Raw genomic sequence first — 19,348 nt, 5'->3', positions numbered from 1 at the left:
TCAATCCAGGTCCGTCTGGATCCATCTGGGCGAATGATGAATGTCGATCGTCTGCAGGCGTCCGGGGCCGAGATTTTCGAACCTGTGCGGAATGCCCGCCGGGCCGAGAACTGCTTCTCCCGCGCCAGCCTCGATCACGTCGTCACCGACAAAGAACCTCGCTCTCCCGGCGATGACGATGAAGGTTTCGTCATAGGGGTGGACATGCAGCTTCGGCCCCTGTCCGGGCGTATCATTGCCATAGGCGAGAACGGTAACCGGACCGTTGATCACTTCGCCGTGCAACGAACCGCGCCACGCGCCCTCTGCCTTGGGATCGAAAACCATGCCTTTGGCGGGCGGTCTGCCATCGGGCATGACGGTGTCAGGATCGAAGTCTCTGCGGATCATCACGTCTCTCCCTGGCGTCAGACTAGGTGCATGAACTAGGTGTCGTCAAACGTGACAAGCGCGTCAGTAGAAATGTACCTTCTTAAGGTCGACTTCGTATGGATCCATTATGAACGGGCTCCCGTCCTCTTTGTAGATTTCGAGTTCGGATATTCTACCATTCGTCACATGCAGTGCCAGTCTGACTAATCTTGCCATGCGAATGGGGCTCCAACCATCTGAAGTGCCATCATCATAGAAGCCTTCAACGGGTATGAAGTCGTTTGCGCGCGGCGACGGGGCATCATTGTCCTTCACGTCAGCCAGAGGCCCGTCAGTGCTAAGCTTCAGGCTTCCTTTCTGGTCGATGGACATCACTTGCAGCGACGCCATCTGCTGGAGAATTTCTGCCTTTCCTTGAAAATCGCCCCGCAGCAGATGCATCAAAAGTGCGCGTTCGTTCGGTTTTGTTGCTCTCCAGCCGTCAGGTTGATCGAACATGTCGCCGTCTCCTACATCACGGAGGTTTTAAGCCACTGGGAAAAACTAGGCTCCAGAGAGAGTCTTCAAGAATAAAATCGATCAGCGGCGATGCATTGCGCTGTAGTGTAAATGTTCAAGATTGGACCGGTCAGAGGGAGGCGACGATCAGTCGCCTAAACTCAATCCTGCGGTTCGACCGCTGCCGTTTCGCCGCTGTTGCGCGGATTGCGCATCAGGACCTCGACATCCGTGTTGCGGCCGGCCTTGACGCTGAACTCGCGCTGATAGGTCTTGTCCTTGTTGCGGGCGACGGCCAGATAATCGCCTTCCGACAAGACCATGGTTGAAAACGCGCTGACGCTTTCGTTGACGACGTCACCGGCGGCGGTCAGCACAGACCATGCGGTATCGGCAATAGCCTCGCCACCGGGCTGGGAAACCAGTTTGAGGGTTATCTGGGCAGCCTTGTGCTGCAGCACCGCCTGGGTGAGCTTGCCTGCCTCGACCTGAATATCGGCGCGCACGACCGCGTTGATGTCGCCATATTCGGAGACGACATGGTAGGTCCCGGCATTCAACCGAACGATGGTATTCGGTTTGACATCAGACATGACCAGAGCGCGGTCGCCGTTTTCGCGAACCTCGGAAGAATAGATGGAAAAGCTGAGCTGGCCTGGGGGGATGCGCTGGTCGGTTCCTGCAACGGCATTCAGCACAAAGCCGCCTGCATCCAGCACGAGCGTTTGTTCGGCGACATTGCCCTCCGCCGGAACCGTCAGCTTTTTGGTGATACCGGCGCGCCCGAAGGCGCAGTTGACGAAGTAATCGCCGGGCGCCAGCTGAAAATCGGCGGAGCCGCCATTCGAGCTTGCCACCAGCGGCAGCTTGCCGTCTTCGCCGGCAATCGGGCTGAACACCCGCCAGGCGAGACCATCCTTCATCACGTCGCCGTTACTGGTCAGTTTGGCGTTGAAGCGCACATCCTTGGCAACGGCGCTTTGAGGCAGGATGGATGATGGGGAAAACGCGTTCAGCTTCGGCATCTTGGCTGAGCTGTCGAGCTGCTTGAAGCTCTTGAATGCGTCACCTTCCTGCGCTTGAACGCCTGTCACGAGGAGAAGCAGCAATGCTTCTGCAAGGAAGATATGGCGAACAATGGAGATGCCTGACATTCGATGACCGGTTGACTCTTGTTTTCTGACTGGCCACTTGAAGACCATGGGAAAGGCAAATTCAAGGCCTCATTCTACCACATCCCACCAAATGGACTACCGCACCTCGGGCACACCCCACCAAATGGAAGTTTCGGACATGACCAATGACGTAAAGCTGATCGACTATCTGCGTGAACGCCACTCGACACCGGTTGCGCAGATCAAGGGGCCGGCTCCGGATGCGGCGGAACTGGATGAGATTCTCACGTCAGCCGTGCGCGTGCCTGACCATGGAAAGATCGCTCCCTGGCGGATTGTCGTCTATCGCGGCGATGTCTGCGTCTCGCTCGGCGAAACTTTCCTTGAAATCGCTTGCGCGCAGAACGGCGAGATGACCGATGCGGCGAAGGAAGCCGAGCGGGTGCGCTTCACCCGCGCGCCGCTGGTCGTCGGCGTGATCAGCACGGCGGCGCCGCATGCGAAGATCCCCGAATGGGAGCAGGTCCTGTCTGCCGGTGCCGTGTGCCTCAACATGTTGATGGCTTGCGAGGCACGCGGTTATGTCGCCAACTGGCGCACCGAATGGGTTGCTTATGATGCAAAAGCCCTGACCGCGCTTGGCGTGAAGGAAGGCGAAAAGGTTGCCGGTTTCATCCATGTCGGTTCCAGCGATTTCCCGATGCCGGATCGTCCGCGGCCGCAGCTTGCAGATGTCGTCACCTACGCCTGAGGCGAGACCAACATGTTTTACCGTACGGACACGAATGATCACGGCATGGCGCACGATCCCTTCAAGGCGATCGTGGCGCCGCGACCGATCGGCTGGATCGGCACCAAGGGCAGGGACGGGTCGTTCAACCTCTCGCCCTACTCCTTCTTCAACATCGTCTCCGATGCACCGAAACTGGTGATGTTCTCGTCATCGGGGCGCAAGCACAGCCTCAAGAATGCGGAGGAGACCGGCGTGTTTACCGCGAGCCTGGCGAGCCGGCATCTTGCGGATCACGTCAACGCATCCTCGGCACCCGTCGATTACGGTGTCGACGAGTTCGAGCTGGCGGGGCTTACTGCGGCGATGGGGCAGGTTGTCGATGCGCCTTATGTGGCCGAGGCCTACACGGTGCTGGAATGCCGGCTGACCGAGATCATCCAGCCGAAGGGGCTCAACGGCGAGACTTCGCAATCCTTCATGGTCTTCGGTCAGGTCGTCGGCATCCATATCAGCGAGGAAATCATTCGCGACGGGCGAATCGCCATGGATCTCGCCCGGCCGATCGCGCGCATGGGATATATGGATTATGCGGATGGCGGTACGGATGTGTTCCAGATCGCCCGACCGACCCGATAACTGCCTGATAAGGCTTGCCTGGATGTCGAGGTTAATAAACGTGGTGAACCAATATTAACCTTTTCAAACTAGCGTTCGGCAAGTCGGGCCGTTGAAGCCGCGGCAAGATTTCCGAGGCGCATTGTGATCGTACAGGCATTTCTACGTTGGGCTGAAACGGCGAGGACCGGCGATCGGGCAAGGGCTGCAAGCGCGCTTGCCGATGCGTTCATCAAGTCGTCGCTAGGCCCGGACGAGCATCGCGCCGCGATAATGGCAATGACCTATCTTCTGGACGATCCTTCGCCGAAAGTGCGTCTGGCGCTGGCCGAGGCTCTCGCTTCTTCGGACGCAGCACCCCGCGCGATCATCATGTCGCTTGCCGAAGACCAGCCGGAGATTGCCTGCACGGTGATTGCCTGCTCTCCCGTCCTAAGCGACGCCGATCTCGTCGAACTGGCCGGACGTGGCGATTCGTTCACGCGGTCTCTGGTCGCAACACGGCCTGGGCTCGGCTGCAGTGCTGCTGCCGCGGTTGCCGAGGTGGGTGACGGCGCCGAGATCGTCCTCCTTTTGGAAAACGATACCGCCTCTGTCAGTCGCATTACCCTGCGCCGCATGGCGCAGCGCTTCGGTCATCTGGCCGATGTGCGGCATCTGCTGCTCGAGCGCGGCAACCTTCCTGCCGATGTGCGACACATGCTGGTCGCCCATGTGGCGGCCGCGCTTGCCGGTTCGGACCTGGTCACCAGAACGATCGGTGCCAAGCGCATCGACGTCATGACACGCGAAGCCGGTGACGAGGCGATCGTCGCGATTGCCGGATCGATCTTGCAGGATGAAATCCCCTTGCTGGTCGAGCATCTGAAGACGAGCGGGCGGCTCACCCCGGCACTTCTCATTCACGCACTTTGCAGCGGCAAGGTGGATTTCTTTGCATCGGCCATCGTCTCGCTCGTTCATCTGGAAGAGCGCCGCGTCCGTGCGATCCTCGCGACCGGCAGGGTTCATGCGGTGCGAGCCTTGTTCGAAGCGGCTGGGATAGGGCGTGATATCGTCACCGTCTTTGTCGAGGCGGTATTCTTGTGGCGTCGCGCAGCCGCTGGCGGAGGTCTTGATACCTGTTATCTCGCGCTGCTCGAGCGGTTCGAGGGCTTACGTGGAGATGGTGGTGCGGTCGGACAATTGCTGGATATGGTAGACCTGCTCCAACGCGGCGAGCTGCGTCGCAGCGCACGCTCTTACGCTGCAGATGTTTCACTCGTCGCGTGATCGACTGTAAGGTCGCAGATTATGGCGTCAGTGATCGAACTTGCGTGCGACCCAGGAATAGCCGCCTTCCACAAGACGCACCGGCTTCGTCATCAGCGTTTTGACGCCTTCTGTTGTCGGTAGTACGGTCTTCACACGCTGTATGGCCCGTCCGGCCAGTGTTTCCGCTTCTTCCGGCGTTACTTCGGCGACTTCGACCTTCTGCGCATTTGTGTCCACCGACGTGTCAGACGTGTTCGTCTCGGCCGGTTGTGTTTCCTGTGAGGCAGAAGGGCGCGTTACCGGGATAGGCCCGACATTTGGTATGCCGGCGATTTCCGGGTCCTGGCAAACGGCGATCAGGACCGGATAGGGCTGGTTCGCATAGGTCGGAAGGTGATCTTCCGAGACGGAATCGCACATCGCCACAGACGGCCAGCGTTCCTGGGCTGTCGCTATGTACTTGCAGTCTGTCCCGCTGTCGTTACAGCCGAGAATGGTCATGACAACAAGGGCAGCGTTCATTCATATCTCCAACACGTTCAACCGAGCTTTATGATGAAGATCATGGCCCGATGAAGGCTGGGCTGTCCGATATTGGCTTAAGGGCCGGAAACCTTGCGTACCGGCGGCAAGTCTTCCTCTGAAAGCACGACCTCGGGATCAGAGGGCTGTTCCGCCTCTATTACATCGGCGATCTTGACCTCGCGAATCCACTCCCGCCAGATCGATACGACGAGGGCCATGAGAACCGGTCCGATGAACAGGCCGAGAAAACCCATCGTCTTGACGCCGCCGACAAGGCCGAAAAATGTCGGCAGGAAGGGCAGTTTGATCGGGCCTCCGACAAGGCGGGGGCGCAATGTCTTGTCGACGATGAAAAGTTCGACACTACCCCATATGAACAGGCCGGCGCCTGCAACATAGGAGCCATTGGCGACGAGATAAGCCGATACCAGCGTGAAGGAGAGCGGGGCGCCACCCGGAATGAGAGCCATGATGCCGGTAAGCACGCCGAATGTGACGGGTGAGGGAACGCCGGCGATCCAGTAGGCGATGCCGAGCACGATGCCTTCACCGATGGCGATCAGCGTCATGCCGGTGACGGTGGAGCTTATCGTGGCAGGTACGACGCGAGAGATCCGTTCCCAGCGTGTCGGAAAAATCCGCTCGCCCAGAAGGTCGATCTGGCCGCTGAACGAAGCGCCGTCGCGATAAACGAAAAACAGCGCGATCAGCATGAACAGCAATGTCAGCATGATGTGGAAGGCACTGTTTCCGGCCACAAGCACGCCATGATAGATTGCGCCGATATTGGCGCCGCTGATTAGCTGCGCAAGTTCCCCTACAGCACCAGGCGCGCCGATATGGCGGGTCCACTGAGTGCCGAGCCATTCTCCGGCAAAAGGCAGACCGATAATCCAGGCTGGTGGAGGCGCGCCGTTGCGGTTGACCTCGACGGCCCAGCGGAACCAATCAGCGATTTCCCCGGCGGCATAGGATGCGCCGATGCTGATCGGGATGACGATGAAGAGAACGATGAAGATAATCGCCAGCGTTGCGCCGATTGTGGTGTTGCCACCGACATGGGTCAGCAGGCGCCGGTAGAGTGGCCAGCTGGCAAAGCCGATCACCAAGGCAGCAAGTACTGGAACCATGAAGCCGTGAAAGAAATAAATGGCGGCGGCAGCTACAATGATCAACAGCCAGCGCGCAGCCGAAATCGGTGAGATCAGGGCAACCCTGTTGGGGCTAACGGGGCCAAGCCAACGCGGCTCGGCGCTGCCTTTTCGATTGCTGCTGCGGTTCACCATCAATTCCTGTCTAAATCTGGCTCCTATATGGCCAGAGAAGGTCGTGAAAACAAGCTTCGCACCGATTCATTAAAACGCTACTTCCTTACTTGCGGTAACGCTTAGATGCGATAGAAATATGAAATTGCCTATTGGCGATACCGCTCCATTTAACACGGGTATGTTTTAAACAGCTTGCGGGTCTTTGATGGGCGCGCCGGAAAACAGGAGCCATGTGTGCCATTGGCAGGACGGGAGCTTCAAGGGAAAATTGATGCGTCAGACTGAAGCGGTCAACCTCACCAATTGCGACCGTGAACCAATTCATATCCCCGGCTCCATTCAGCCGCATGGTTGCCTGATGGTCTGTGACGGCGTCGGTTCCGTCATCCTGCAGCATTCCGCGAATCTGGCAGAGATGTTGGGACTCACATCTTCCGTGATCGGCGAAAGGCTAGAAACCGTCTTGGGGGGCGATGTTGCCCATACGCTGCGCAACGCGCTGGCGACATCCGATGATCCTGCCCGGCCCGCCCTGCGGCATGCTTTGCGCCTTGCTTCGGGTCCTGTCATGGATATTGCGCTTCACCGCAATGGCGAAAAAGTGATCCTCGAATTCGAGCCGGCATCCAACGATACCGACCAGCCACTCGAAGTTGCCCGCATGCTGATCAGCCGGATCCGCAACGTCTCCAGCCTCGACCGGCTGGTGCAGAGCGCTACAAGGCTGATGTATGCGATGCTCGGTTATGATCGGGTCATGGTCTACCGTTTCGAGCAGGATGGCTCCGGGAAGGTCATCAGCGAATACAAGAGACGCGATCTGGAGAGTTTTCGCGGCCAGTATTTTCCGGCCGGCGATATCCCGGTCCAGGCGCGGGCGCTCTATATCAAGAACACGATCAGGGTGATCTGTGACGCCAATTATCAGCGTGTGCCGATCGTGCCTGAACTGGATGAGGACAACCAGCCTCTCGATCTGTCCTTCGCGCATTTGCGCAGCGTTTCGCCGATTCATTGCGAATATCTGCGCAACATGGGCGTCGGCGCTTCGATGTCAATCTCGATCGTCGTCGATGGCGAACTCTGGGGGCTGATCGCATGCCATCACTATTCGCCGAAAATCCTGTCCATGCCGCAGCGGGTGGCAGCGGAAACGTTCGGCGAGTTCTTCTCGCTGCATCTTTCTGCGCTCAAGCAGAAGGAGCTGCACGAGACCGCAAGCGTTGCACGTCGGTCGCTCGACCGGTTCCTGCAGGAAGCTTCGCATCATCGCGACATCAGCCTGCTGCTGCGAGGGTCGCTGGAGGCTTTCTCGACCATGCTGCCTTGCGACGGGGTCGGCCTGTGGCTGGATGGCGTCTGGTCAAGCCAGGGGAACACACCGCCACTCGAGATGATCGGAGAATTGGCGGACGAGATCGGCGGGCTGACTGGCGGCAAGGTCTGGTCGACCTTTCAGCTTTCGCAAGCCATTCCACAATCCGGCATTTCACCGGACGATGCCTGTGGCGTGCTCGCCATACCGCTTTCGCAGCGACCGAAGGACTATCTCTTCTTCTTCCGCAAGGAAGTGGTGCAGACGTTGGACTGGGCGGGCAATCCTGACAAGTCCTATATGACCGGCCCGATGGGAGATCGGCTGACACCGCGCAAGAGCTTCGCCATCTGGAAGGAAACCGTCAGGTTACAGGCACAGCCCTGGACCGACAGCGACCGGGAGATTGGCGAAGCTATTCGCGCGGTTCTCGTCGAGATCGTGTTGCATCACAACGAAATGCTGGCCGAGGAGCGCGGCAAGGCGGACGTGCGCCAGCGGATGCTCAACGAGGAGCTCAATCACCGGGTCAAGAACATCCTGTCGATCATCAAGGCTCTGGTGGGGCATCCGGTGGAAAGCGGCCGCAGCTTGACCGATTATGTCGGTTCGCTGAAGGGGCGCATCCAGGCGCTGGCTTTCGCGCATGACCAGGTGGTGCGCGGCGGCGACGGCGGTTCGTTGCTGGATCTCCTGGAGGCGGAACTGCGCCCCTATATGGAGGGCACCCGGTCCGTGGCGCTGGAGGGACCGCGCGTCTGGCTGGACAGCCGGGCCTTTTCGGTCATGGCTCTGGTCCTGCATGAAATGTCGACCAATGCCGCCAAATACGGATCGCTTTCGGTGCCGGGCGGCAGGCTCGATGTTCGGTGGAAGAGGCTCGAAACGGGTGCTTGTGAGATGAGCTGGATCGAAAGCGGCGGACCTGCGGTAAAGCCACCAAGCCGAAGCGGCTTCGGCAGCGTCCTCATCGGCCGCAGCATCCCTTACGAACTCGATGGCGAGGCGGAGGTCAACTATCCCGAGGCCGGCATCGAGGCACGCTTCGTTGTGCCGTCGAAGCATCTGCATGGTGACGATGACGTAACGACCGTTCGCATCGGCGATGTGGAGGCAGCTGAAACGGAAAGGCTCGAGACGCCTCATCTGGCGGAGAAGGAATTCCTGCTGGTCGAGGACCAGATGTTGATTGCGGCTGATGTCGAATCCATGCTGGCCGAGCACGGGATCAACAAGGTGACGACGGCGCCATCCGTATCGGAAGCGCTGCGCAGGTTGAGAGGCTTTACTCCCGACGTTGCGATCCTCGACGTCAATCTCGGATCGGGCACATCGCTTCCGATCGCCGAGGAACTGGTGCGGCGAGGGGTGCCCTTCGTGTTCGCCACCGGATATAGCGACCGTTCGATCATTCCGGCCAACCTGACCGCACCGATCGTTCGCAAGCCGTATGAGGCGGAGGCCTTGATCTCCGCCGTCACCAAGCTGCTTGAGACGCGTTAGAGCCTTTCCTGGTTAAATTGAAACGTTCTGTTGGCTCAAACGGAGTCGGATGGTCGGTCCGGCAGGCGCGCGTCGTAGCCAAAGCATACGGCCAAGCCGGCCGGACGATCAGACGGCCCGTTTCAGCCAACCCGAAGGGCCGGGCATCTTTCCGCCAGGATCAAAGGCGATCGGCTCGGACGTACCTTGGGGTATGCCCTTCGCCAATCGCCTTTGCCCTGACGAAAACCTGCTCCGGCAGAACGCCTCAATTTAACCAGGAAAGGCTCTAAAGCGTCATCACAGCCAAAGGCGCAGGACGGGCGAAATCATCCTGTGCGGCAATCATGTTGAGTTCGCGCCTTCCGGCGGCAAGCGTCTTTTCGAACAGCGCGAAAATGCTGGAGGCTGTTTTCGACAGCGCCTGATCGAGCGGTGCGCCGGACAGGATGTGGCCGAGGAAAAGCGCCGAGGTGCAGTCACCCGCACCGTTGGGTGCCGGGTCGAATTGCAGGCGCGGCGTGGTGACGAGGAATTGTTTGCCCGATTTCGACGAAGCCAGCATCTGGATTTCGTCGTCGCGCGTGCCGTCATGGATGAGCGAGGTGAGGAGCACCGTTTCAGGCCCCATCTCGTGGATCATCAGGCAGGCCTTGCGCGCATCTTCGAGTGTCAGGATCTGGCGGCCAGCGAGATATTCCAGTTCAAACTGGTTCGGGGTGATGATCGAGGCACGGGCGAGCGCCTTCTGGCGAAAATAGTCGGGAATGCCGGGGCGGACGAAAAAGCCGCGGCCGACATCGCCCATGACGGGATCACAGAGCCAGCGCGTTCCTTCAGGCAGTCGGTCGAGAACCGAGAGGATGATTTCGCCGATCGCCGGGTCACCGAGATAACCGGTCAGAAGCGCATCCATCTTCTCAAGTGCGCCAAGGCTTTCCAGCCCGTCGAGAATGCTCTCGATATGGTCGGCGGAAAACACTTCACCGGTCCATTTCAGGTAGCCGGTATGGTTGGAGAACTGCACCGTGTTGATGACGGTGACTTCATGGCCGAGGCGCTGCAGGGGAAGCGTGGCAGCGCGATTTCCCACGTAACCATAGGCGACATGGGACTGGATGGAGAGGATCTGCTTCATGGCGGGGTGCTTTGTTCAGGTGATCGAAAAACGATCTTTCCGGTGAAGCATGCCGCGCCCCGTCACGCAATCCTATCTTGCTGCCCAGCTGTCAGATATCGAGATTTTCGGCAAATGCGGCGCGTTCCTGGATGAAGCGGAAGCGTGCATCGGCCTTGGTGCCCATCAGGTTGTCGACCGCCTCGCGGGTGCCTTCGAAATCCACCTCGTCGATATCGACCCGCAGCAGCGTGCGCTTGGCCGGATCCATGGTGGTTTCCTTCAGTTGCGCGGCCATCATTTCGCCCAGACCTTTGAAGCGCCCGATCTCGACCTTCTTGCCCTTGAAGACCGTCTCCATCAGCTCGGCGCGGTGGGCGTCGTCGCGGGCATAGACCGTCTTGCCGCCCTGGCGGATGACGTAGAGCGGCGGCACCGCCAGATAGAGATGGTTGCCGCGGATCAGCTCGGGCATTTCCTGATAGAAGAAGGTGATCAGCAGTGAGGCGATGTGAGCGCCATCGACGTCGGCATCGGTCATGATGATGACGCGCTCGTAGCGAAGATCTTCCTCACGGTATTTCGACCGCGTGCCGCAGCCGAGCGCCTGAATGAGATCGGCAATCTGCTGGTTGGCGGAGAGCTTTTCGCGGCTTGCCGAACCGACGTTGAGGATTTTGCCGCGCAACGGAAGAATGGCCTGATTGGTTCGGTTGCGGCCCTGCTTTGCAGAGCCACCAGCCGAGTCGCCCTCGACAATGAACAGTTCGGCACCCTCGGCCGTATTCTGCGAGCAGTCGGCAAGCTTGCCGGGCAGGCGCAACTTGCGCACCGCCGTCTTGCGGTTGACTTCTTTTTCCTTGCGGCGGCGAAGGCGCTCTTCGGCGCGTTCGATCACCCAGTCGAGCAGCTTTGCCGCTTCGTTGGGATTGCCGGCGAGATAATGGTCGAACGGATCGCGCAGCACGTTTTCGACAAGCCGCTGAGCCTCGACGGTGGCGAGCTTGTCCTTGGTCTGGCCGACGAATTCAGGCTCGCGGATGAAGACCGAGAGCATGCCGACGGCCGAGATCATCACGTCGTCGGTGGTGATCTCCTTGGCGCGCTTGTTCTGTGTCAGTTCGGCGTAGTTCTTCAGGCCCTTGGTCAACGCGATGCGCAGACCCGCCTCGTGCGTGCCGCCTTCCTGGGTCGGAATGGTGTTGCAGTAGGAATGCAGCTGCGGATCGCCGCCGTACCAGGTAATCGCCCATTCCATAGCGCCATGACCGCCGGTCTTTTCCGTGCGGCCGGAAAAAATCTCGCGGGTAACGGTGAAATCCTTGCCGAGCGTTGCGGCCAGATAATCCTTCAGGCCACCCGGGAAGTGGAAGACGGCCTTGTCCGGGATCTCGCCGCCTTCCGGCACGACGCCCGGATCGCAGCTCCAGCGGATCTCGACACCACCGAAAAGATAGGCCTTGGAACGGGCCATACGGAAAATGCGGCCGGCTTCAAACTTGGCGCGCTCGCCAAAAATCTGTGGGTCGGGATGGAAACGCACGCGGGTGCCGCGGCGGTTATGCACGTCGCCGAGTTCCTGCAGGCCACCCTGCGGCACGCCGCGGGAAAATGTCTGGCGATAGAGCTTGCGATTGCGGGCGACCTCTACTTCGAGCACATCAGACAGCGCGTTGACGACGGAGACGCCGACGCCGTGAAGGCCGCCGGAAGTTTCATAGGCATCGCCGTCGAATTTGCCGCCGGCATGCAGCTTGGTCATGATGACTTCGAGCGTCGACTTACCGGGAACCTGCGGATGGTTCTCTACCGGAATGCCGCGGCCGTTGTCGGAAACGGTCAGGAAACCTTCGGCATCGAGATGGACTTCGATGAAATTGGCGTGACCGGCCACCGCTTCGTCCATCGAGTTGTCGATGACTTCCGCGAAGAGGTGGTGCAGCGCCTTTTCGTCGGTGCCGCCGATATACATGCCCGGACGCATGCGCACCGGTTCGAGACCTTCGAGAACACGGATCGACGAGGCGCCGTAGTCTTCGCCGCCGCTCTTGAGCGGGGCTGGGCGTGGCGTGGACGGTTCGGCGGCAATGGCGGGTGCCGGCGCAGCCGCGACCGGTTTTGCGGTCGCCGGCTGGGTCGTCACCGGTTGGGCATTCGTCGAGGGATCACCGAAAAGATCGTTGTTATTGTCGTCCATCTGGTCTTTCACTGCTGCCTGCCGAGGTGCCGAGGAGGAAGCCATACCCGTCTCATATTGTTTCGAATCACTTGCGATTCTGCCAGAAAGCCGGCTTTTTCGCGATGCCGCGCGCGCGACCTTTGCTGCCAGCAATGCTAGCTAGACCCTGCCATGGCAAGCTTTCAAGACCGAAGGACCTCAATGAAACCCCGCATGTCCACAGTTCATTTCATTTTCGCCACGCTTCTTGCGATCTTGATATCATCGACCGGTGACGTCGTTATGGCGCAGGAAGGGCCGATCCCGCCTTTCAAGGATAACCTGTTTTCCAGCCACAAGGTGCTGAAGAGCGACGATGGCGGCGCTTACGAGGTGATGGACTATAACGAGCTTCGCGACATCAACGAACGCGACCAGGAGGCCGAGCGCCGGGTGCGCGGCGCCTATGTCGATCTCTCCGTTCGCAGCCAACAGGAAAACGAGACGCTGACGCTTGGCGGTCGCAATGTGGACGTGACGCGGGTCGGACCGTCTTCCGGCGAACGCTTTGCCGTGATCTTTATCCATGGGCGTGGCGGAGATCGCCGTTTAGGCGTCAACGACTACTCGTTCGGGGGCAATTTCAACCGGCTGAAGAACCTTAGCGCCCGCAATGGCGGCACCTATTATTCGGTCAGCGTGAAATCCTTCGATGACAAGGGGGCTGCCGATGTCGGCGCATTGACGCGCTACGCTTTCGAACAATCGGGAGGGCGTCCGGTCATTCTCGCCTGCGCCTCGATGGGCGGGATCATCTGCCAGAACATCGTGCGAGACAGGGATACCGTCCGTTATCTCGGCGGCATGGTTCTGCTCGGCGGCCCGCCGGATGCGGGGCTAGCAGGAACGCCTTACGCAAAGCTCAAGCTGCCGATCTATTTCGGCCATGGCAGCGCCGACAGCGTCTACAAGGCGGAAGACCAGGAAAAGATTTTTCGCGGATTACGCGCATCAAACTATCCCGCGCGATTCAGTCTTTTTCAGACCGGAGGGCATGGAACACCGATCCGGATGGTCGACTGGCGCAAGGTGCTCAATTTCGTGCTGACTGCTCGAAATTAGGTGCGACGCCCAGTTAAATCGATCTGTAGCGGCGCTCAACCGATTGAATTTCATCAAGGGCTTCCCGCTTTTGTCACTTCGCGCGACTGGAAGGCGGCGGCTTTTGAAGCAAGCGCTTGAATCACGGTCATTTTTCAGCGTACGAAAGATGCCGGATTGTCCGGATGACCGGATTTTGAACACGATGACTGCGATCTCGTTTCGAGGTTTGCCGATAAATTGAGGAGGAAACTGCCCGATGACCCCAGACGTTCGCCCGCTTGTGGCCGGAAACTGGAAGATGAACGGCACACGTGATGCGCTCGGTGAAATCAAGGCGATGGCGGAGGGCGTAGTCGGCCCATTGGCTGATCGTGTCGACGCATTGATCTGCCCGCCCGCGACGCTTCTTTATGTCGCAACGGCGCTGTGCACCGACAGCCCGCTGATGATCGGCGCGCAGGATTGCCATCAGAAGGTTTCGGGCGCGCATACGGGCGATATTTCGGCCGAGATGATTGCCGACTGCTTCGGAACTCATGTCATTCTTGGCCATTCCGAGCGCCGCACGGATCACGCTGAAACGGACCATCTGGTTCGCGACAAGGCTGTGGCTGCCCATCAGGCCGATCTGACCGCGATCATCTGCATCGGCGAGACTGCCGGCGAACGCGACAGCTACCAGACGCTGGACGTGCTGAAGCGGCAGCTGGACGGCTCCATCCCGGATGGCGCCACGGCTGAAAATACCGTTATTGCCTATGAGCCTGTCTGGGCGATCGGATCAGGGCTGACCCCGACGAACGAGGACATTGCCGTTGCGCATGCCTTCATGCGGTCCGAACTCGCCAAGCGCTTCGGCGACGAAGGCGCGAAGATGCGGATCCTTTATGGTGGTTCGGTCAAACCGGGCAATGCCGAGGTGCTGATGGGCATTGCCAATGTCGACGGTGCATTGATCGGCGGGGCGAGCTTGAAAGCAGCCGACTTCCTCGCCATCTACTCCGTCTATGAAGGGCTGATCGCCGAAACCTTGTAATCAAGGCTTGGAAAGAGCGATAGGCTCATGTAAAGAGCCGCAAAACTCTTGATTGTTGCCCGCGTAGGGCAGGGACCCGATACATGCAGACCGTTTTGATCGTCATCCATCTCATGATCGTGCTTGCGCTTGTCGGCGTAGTGCTCATCCAGCGCTCGGAAGGCGGCGGACTTGGCATTGGCGGCGGCTCCGGCTTCATGTCGGCACGCGGCACGGCCAATGCGCTGACCCGCACGACGGCGATCCTGGCGGCGCTGTTCTTCGTCACTTCGCTGGCGCTCGGCATTCTTGCCCGTTACGACTCGAAGCCGACCGATATCCTGAACCGTATCCCGCAAAGCCAGCAGGGCACGGGCAACGGCATTCTCGACCAGCTCGGCCCGGCACCGGCTGCACCGCCAGCACAGGCTCCCGCAGGAAACGGCGTTCCGTCCGAAACCGGCGCTGCCGCTCCGGCCGCGGGTCAGGCACCTGCTGCCGCTCCGGCTGCGCCCGCTGCGCCGTCGAACAGCGTACCGACCGGCCAGTAAGGCCCCGGTTGAGACTTCAAGCTCCGGCAGGCCAAAAGCCTGCCGGTTTTATTTTGTGAAGATTCCACAGCCGTTTTAGCGATTGGCAAAATTTCTGCTGGCGGAATCGTGTGTGAAAAGGTAACCGGTGACTCCCATGGCGCGATATGTATTCATCACTGGCGGCGTGGTCTCTTCCCTTGGGAAGGGTATTGCGGCCGCGGCCCTCGGAGCATTGCTCCAAGCGAGGGGTTACCGGGTTCGGCTGAAGAAGCTCGATCCTTATCTCAACGTTGATCCGGGCACGATGAGCCCGACCCAGCACGGCGAGGTCTTTGTGACCGACGACGGCGCTGAGACGGATCTTGATCTCGGTCACTACGAGCGCTTTACAGGGCGTTCGGCGACCAAGACCGACAACATCACCACCGGCCGGATCTACAAGAACATCATCGACAAGGAACGCCGCGGCGATTACCTCGGTGCAACCGTTCAGGTCATTCCCCACGTGACGAACGAGATCAAGGATTTCGTCACCGAGGGCAATGACGACTATGATTTCGTTCTGTGCGAAGTCGGCGGTACGGTCGGCGATATCGAGGCGATGCCGTTCATGGAAGCCATCCGCCAGGTCAACAACGACCTGCCGCGCGGCACCGTGATTTATGTTCACCTGACGCTGATGCCGTATATTTCCGCGGCTGGCGAGTTGAAGACCAAGCCGACGCAGCATTCGGTCAAGGAACTGCAGGCGCTCGGTATCCATCCCGACATCCTGCTCGTTCGTGCCGACCGGGAAATCCCGGAAGCTGAACGCCGCAAGCTTTCGCTGTTCTGCAACGTGCGCGAAAGCGCCGTCATCCAGGCGCTCGACGTTGCCAATATCTATGACGTTCCGATCGCCTATCACAAGGAAGGCCTCGACAACGAGGTTCTGGCCGCATTCGGCATCGAGCCGGCTCCGAAGCCGCGCCTTGACCCTTGGGAAGACGTCTGCAGCCGCATCAGGACGCCGGAAGGCGAAGTCACGATCGCGATCGTCGGCAAGTATACGGGTCTGAAGGATGCCTATAAGTCGCTGATCGAGGCGCTGCACCACGGCGGTATCGCCAACCACGTCAAGGTCAAGCTCGAGTGGATCGAGTCGGAAGTCTTCGAAAAGGAAGACCCGACGCCTTACCTCGAAAAGGTCCACGGCATTCTGGTTCCCGGCGGTTTCGGCGAGCGCGGTTCGGAAGGCAAGATCCTTGCCGCCCAGTTCGCCCGCGAACGCAAGGTGCCGTATTTCGGGATCTGCTTCGGCATGCAGATGGCGGTGGTGGAAGCCGCCCGTCATCTGGCCGGCATCGAAAAGGCCTCGTCCACCGAATTCGGCTCGACCTCGGAACCGGTCGTTGGTCTTATGACCGAATGGGTCAAGGGCAATGCGCTTGAGAAGCGCGCGGCAGCCGGCGACCTTGGCGGCACGATGCGTCTCGGCGCCTATAATGCGGCGCTGAAGAAGGACACGAAGATTGCCGAGATCTATGGTTCGACCGAGATTTCGGAACGTCACCGTCACCGTTACGAAGTCAATGTCGACTATAAGGACCGCCTCGAAAGCTGCGGCCTGGTGTTCTCCGGCATGTCGCCGGACGGCGTTCTGCCGGAAACGGTCGAATATCCGGATCACCCGTGGTTCATCGGCGTCCAGTACCACCCGGAACTGAAGAGCCGCCCGCTCGATCCGCATCCGCTGTTTGCAAGCTTCATCGAAGCGGCGCTGGAACAGAGCCGCCTCGTATAAGAAAAGAAAGACCCGGCTTCGGCCGGGTCTTTTGTTATGGGGTTTTGGCGTTGGCGTCGCTGACGGTCTTCAGCAAGGTCAGCATTGCGGTGTTCAAGGGCGTCGCAAGGCCGTGACGCAGGCCTGCGGCAACGACCGCACCATTCAGCGCCTCGATTTCCAGCGGACGTCCTGCGAGGCAGTCGAAATACATGGAGGTGCCTGCTTCCGGCGGATAGGCCAGAAACGTCTCAAGGATCATTTCTGCTTCATTGCCTGCAAGTTGCGCGCCCTCGGCGCGACCGACCGCCACTGCTTCGTCAAGAATGCCAAGAGATAGCTGCTGGATATCCTCGCGCTGGAAGACGCCAAGCCGCTGGCGGGTAAGCGCCGTGATCGGGTTGGCGATGACGTTGACCAGCAGTTTGCGCCATTGATAGGTGATGAATTCCGCACTGATCCCGACATCGATGGGTGTGCCTTCAAAAAGCGCCGCAAAGGCTTCCGCTTGCGCTCCTGCAGGGACAAGCAGATCGTGACCGCGGATGTGGCGCAGGCGGACATGGTCGGGGGCGAAACGTTCGCCATTGTAATAGACGATTGCCGGAAGCACGGTCGCGCCCTTCGCATGCGGGGCTACGCGCTCCTCATGGGCAATGCCGTTCTGCAGGACGGCAACCGTCGTCTTCGGCGTGCAGAGGCGTTCCAGCCAAGAGGCGGCAGAGGCCACATCCTGTGCCTTGGTGCAAAGGATCACCCAGTCGACCGGTTCGGCGCGACTTGGCTCCGTCAGTGTCTTTAGCGGTATCCTTTTGCTCTCTTCGTGGTGATCGAAGGTAAGCGTGTCGATCCGCCTGCGGGCGCAGACCGTCACGTCATTGTCCGTTGACAAGCTGAGGCAGGCCGCGGCAACGCCGCCGATTCCGCCAAGTCCGACGACTGCGATCTTCCGTCCCGTCATTCTGATCTCTCCTCTTGCAGAAAAAGGAGATTAATCGCGGATGGAACCGGTTGAAACGTCAATCCTGCTGCAAGCGGTACTGCGTCAGCCTTTCAGGCCCTTGTAGGCTTCAAGCGCCCGGTCACGAGCCATGCCGTGATTAACGATCGGTTTCGGATAAGTCTTTCCGAGTTCCACGCCGGCGCCGGCCAAAACATGGTTCGGCGCTTCGAAGGGCTTGTGAATGTATTTCTTCGGCAGGTCTTTCAGTTCAGGCACGAAGTGGCGGACGTAATCGCCGTCGGGATCGAATTTCTCGCCCTGCAGGATCGGGTTGAAGATGCGGAAGAAGGGGGAGGCGTCCGCGCCCGAGCCGGCCACCCATTGCCAGTTGGCGGTGTTGCTGGCCGGATCGGCATCGAGCAGCGTATCGCGGAACCATTCCTCGCCGCGCCGCCAGTCGATCAGAAGGTCCTTGATCAGGAAGGATGCGGTGATCATGCGAACGCGGTTGTGCATGTAACCGGTCTGCCAGAGCTCGCGCATGCCGGCATCGACGATCGGATAACCGGTCTGTCCCTTGGTCCAGGCGCTGAAATCGGCCGCGTTGAACTCCCATTCGAAGGCATCGAACTTGTCGTCCCAGTTTTTTGTGCGCAGATCGGGAAACTCGACCAGTAGATTGTAGCAGAAATCGCGCCAGGCCAGTTCCTTGCGGTAATGGACCAGATCGTCGCGATGTTTGTCAGCCAGCCCGTTTGTGGCGTGCCAGATACGGGCAGGGGATATTTCGCCGAGCGCCAGATGCGGAGACAGTCTGGAGGTCGCGTCGATCGCCGGGAAATCGCGACCGCGTTTGTAATCATGCAGGTCGGCGTCGATCAGGTCTTCGAGCTTTTCCTGCGCACCGGCCTCGCCGGGCGTCCAGTGTCCGGAAAAACCTGCGGCCCAGTTCGGTTTGGTCGGCAAAAGGTTCCAGCTATCGAGCGCTTCGGAACGGGGATGGCTCTCGGGCGACGGGATGGAGTTGGGTGGGGCAATGGGGCCATGCGGCTCGTGAAGCTTCTGCATGGCGTTCCAGAACGGCGTGTAGACCTTGAAGGCGTTACCGGAACCGGTGCGGATCAATTTCGGATCATGCAGCAACTGGCCGTGAAAGGCGCGGATGGCGATGCCTGCATCCTTGAGCGCGATGGCAATCTCGCGGTCGACCGTGGTTCGCTCATAGGCGCGATTGACGTAGACCGTCTTTGCGCCGGTCTTGCGGGCAATATCGATGATGATGTCATCGGCCTTGCCCGTCGCAAACATCAGGTCGCTGCCCAGTGACTTCAGCTTGTCCTTGAGCGCTGCCAGGGAATGATGAAGCCACCATGCCTGTGCGGCCCCAAGCGGACCGATATCGGGCTGTACCGGTTCGCGGATATAGACGGGGATGACCGGGCCACCTGCATCGATCGCGGCATGGAGTGCGGCATTGTCGTCGAGACGCAGGTCGCGGCGGAACCAGAGGATGGCGGGTGCGGTGTCAGGCACGATCTA

17 protein-coding genes are annotated in these 19,348 nt (G+C 59.7%); 8 read left to right on the top strand and 9 right to left on the bottom strand.

What is annotated here, in order from left to right:
* The 3 genes from ACI3K0_RS00715 to ACI3K0_RS00705 form a co-directional block, all read right to left on the bottom strand.
* Window positions 1-390 (bottom strand): cupin domain-containing protein, encoded by a 390-nt coding sequence (locus ACI3K0_RS00715; protein WP_183821592.1) that lies wholly within the window; start codon window positions 388-390, stop codon window positions 1-3.
* Between the two features lie 63 nt (window positions 391-453).
* Window positions 454-870, bottom strand: a complete 417-nt coding sequence (locus ACI3K0_RS00710) for a hypothetical protein (RefSeq protein WP_183821593.1) — start codon at window positions 868-870, stop codon at window positions 454-456.
* A gap of 161 nt (window positions 871-1,031) precedes the next feature.
* On the bottom strand, window positions 1,032-2,024 hold the full coding sequence (locus ACI3K0_RS00705) for a hypothetical protein (protein ID WP_183821594.1): 993 nt from the start codon (window positions 2,022-2,024) through the stop codon (window positions 1,032-1,034).
* Window positions 2,025-2,163: 139 nt separating this feature from the next.
* Here ACI3K0_RS00705 and ACI3K0_RS00700 point away from each other — a divergent pair, with 139 nt between their 5' ends.
* The 3 genes from ACI3K0_RS00700 to ACI3K0_RS00690 all read left to right on the top strand — a co-directional run bounded on the left by ACI3K0_RS00700 (window position 2,164) and on the right by ACI3K0_RS00690 (window position 4,605).
* A complete protein-coding gene (locus tag ACI3K0_RS00700) occupies window positions 2,164-2,736 on the top strand; it encodes a nitroreductase (protein ID WP_183821595.1) in 573 nt (190 codons plus the stop codon).
* Between the two features lie 12 nt (window positions 2,737-2,748).
* The gene (locus tag ACI3K0_RS00695) at window positions 2,749-3,354 is read left to right on the top strand and encodes a flavin reductase family protein (RefSeq protein ID WP_183821596.1); all 606 of its coding nucleotides are present in this window, start codon (window positions 2,749-2,751) and stop codon (window positions 3,352-3,354) included.
* 123 nt (window positions 3,355-3,477) lie between these two features.
* Window positions 3,478-4,605 carry a DUF2336 domain-containing protein gene (locus tag ACI3K0_RS00690; RefSeq protein WP_183821597.1) on the top strand — a complete coding sequence of 376 codons (1,128 nt, stop codon included), beginning with the start codon at window positions 3,478-3,480 and terminating at the stop codon, window positions 4,603-4,605.
* Between the two features lie 27 nt (window positions 4,606-4,632).
* On the opposite strand, the gene ACI3K0_RS00685 is transcribed toward ACI3K0_RS00690, so the two are convergent.
* On the bottom strand, window positions 4,633-5,109 hold the full coding sequence (locus ACI3K0_RS00685) for a hypothetical protein (protein WP_148144808.1): 477 nt from the start codon (window positions 5,107-5,109) through the stop codon (window positions 4,633-4,635).
* A gap of 77 nt (window positions 5,110-5,186) precedes the next feature.
* The gene (locus tag ACI3K0_RS00680; protein ID WP_210297922.1) at window positions 5,187-6,398 is read right to left on the bottom strand and encodes an AI-2E family transporter; all 1,212 of its coding nucleotides are present in this window, start codon (window positions 6,396-6,398) and stop codon (window positions 5,187-5,189) included.
* A 253-nt stretch (window positions 6,399-6,651) separates the two neighbouring features.
* Between ACI3K0_RS00680 and ACI3K0_RS00675 the strand changes: the two genes are divergently transcribed.
* A complete protein-coding gene (locus tag ACI3K0_RS00675; protein WP_404944794.1) occupies window positions 6,652-9,198 on the top strand; it encodes an HWE histidine kinase domain-containing protein in 2,547 nt (848 codons plus the stop codon).
* A gap of 268 nt (window positions 9,199-9,466) precedes the next feature.
* Here the strand turns inward: ACI3K0_RS00675 and pdxY are convergent, their stop codons facing one another.
* Window positions 9,467-10,315 carry a pyridoxal kinase PdxY gene (gene pdxY / locus ACI3K0_RS00670; RefSeq protein WP_148144805.1) on the bottom strand — a complete coding sequence of 283 codons (849 nt, stop codon included), beginning with the start codon at window positions 10,313-10,315 and terminating at the stop codon, window positions 9,467-9,469.
* Between the two features lie 91 nt (window positions 10,316-10,406).
* The gene (gene parE / locus ACI3K0_RS00665; protein WP_183822412.1) at window positions 10,407-12,491 is read right to left on the bottom strand and encodes a DNA topoisomerase IV subunit B; all 2,085 of its coding nucleotides are present in this window, start codon (window positions 12,489-12,491) and stop codon (window positions 10,407-10,409) included.
* Between the two features lie 195 nt (window positions 12,492-12,686).
* Here parE and ACI3K0_RS00660 point away from each other — a divergent pair, with 195 nt between their 5' ends.
* From ACI3K0_RS00660 to ACI3K0_RS00645, 4 genes are all read left to right on the top strand, one after another.
* A complete protein-coding gene (locus ACI3K0_RS00660; protein ID WP_183821599.1) occupies window positions 12,687-13,574 on the top strand; it encodes a S9 family peptidase in 888 nt (295 codons plus the stop codon).
* Window positions 13,575-13,812: 238 nt separating this feature from the next.
* Window positions 13,813-14,592, top strand: a complete 780-nt coding sequence (gene tpiA / locus ACI3K0_RS00655; protein ID WP_148144803.1) for a triose-phosphate isomerase — start codon at window positions 13,813-13,815, stop codon at window positions 14,590-14,592.
* A gap of 83 nt (window positions 14,593-14,675) precedes the next feature.
* A complete protein-coding gene (gene secG / locus ACI3K0_RS00650) occupies window positions 14,676-15,122 on the top strand; it encodes a preprotein translocase subunit SecG (RefSeq protein ID WP_148144802.1) in 447 nt (148 codons plus the stop codon).
* A 136-nt stretch (window positions 15,123-15,258) separates the two neighbouring features.
* Window positions 15,259-16,887, top strand: coding sequence for a CTP synthase (locus ACI3K0_RS00645; protein ID WP_183821601.1), 1,629 nt, complete (start codon window positions 15,259-15,261; stop codon window positions 16,885-16,887).
* Window positions 16,888-16,921: 34 nt separating this feature from the next.
* Here ACI3K0_RS00645 and ACI3K0_RS00640 read toward each other — a convergent pair whose 3' ends face one another.
* Entirely contained in the window at window positions 16,922-17,827 is a 906-nt protein-coding gene (locus tag ACI3K0_RS00640; RefSeq protein ID WP_404944793.1) for a 2-dehydropantoate 2-reductase, read from the bottom strand.
* Between the two features lie 84 nt (window positions 17,828-17,911).
* Window positions 17,912-19,345 (bottom strand): deoxyribodipyrimidine photo-lyase, encoded by a 1,434-nt coding sequence (locus tag ACI3K0_RS00635; RefSeq protein ID WP_183822414.1) that lies wholly within the window; start codon window positions 19,343-19,345, stop codon window positions 17,912-17,914.
* Between the last annotated feature and the right edge of the window lie 3 nt (window positions 19,346-19,348).

Source organism: Rhizobium sp. ZW T2_16 (genome assembly GCF_044987325.1).
In the GTDB taxonomy this organism is placed as follows: Bacteria; Pseudomonadota; Alphaproteobacteria; order Rhizobiales; family Rhizobiaceae; genus Neorhizobium; species Neorhizobium cellulosilyticum.
Note: the sequence above shows the minus strand (reverse complement) of the source record. Positions and strands in the feature narration are given on the sequence as shown.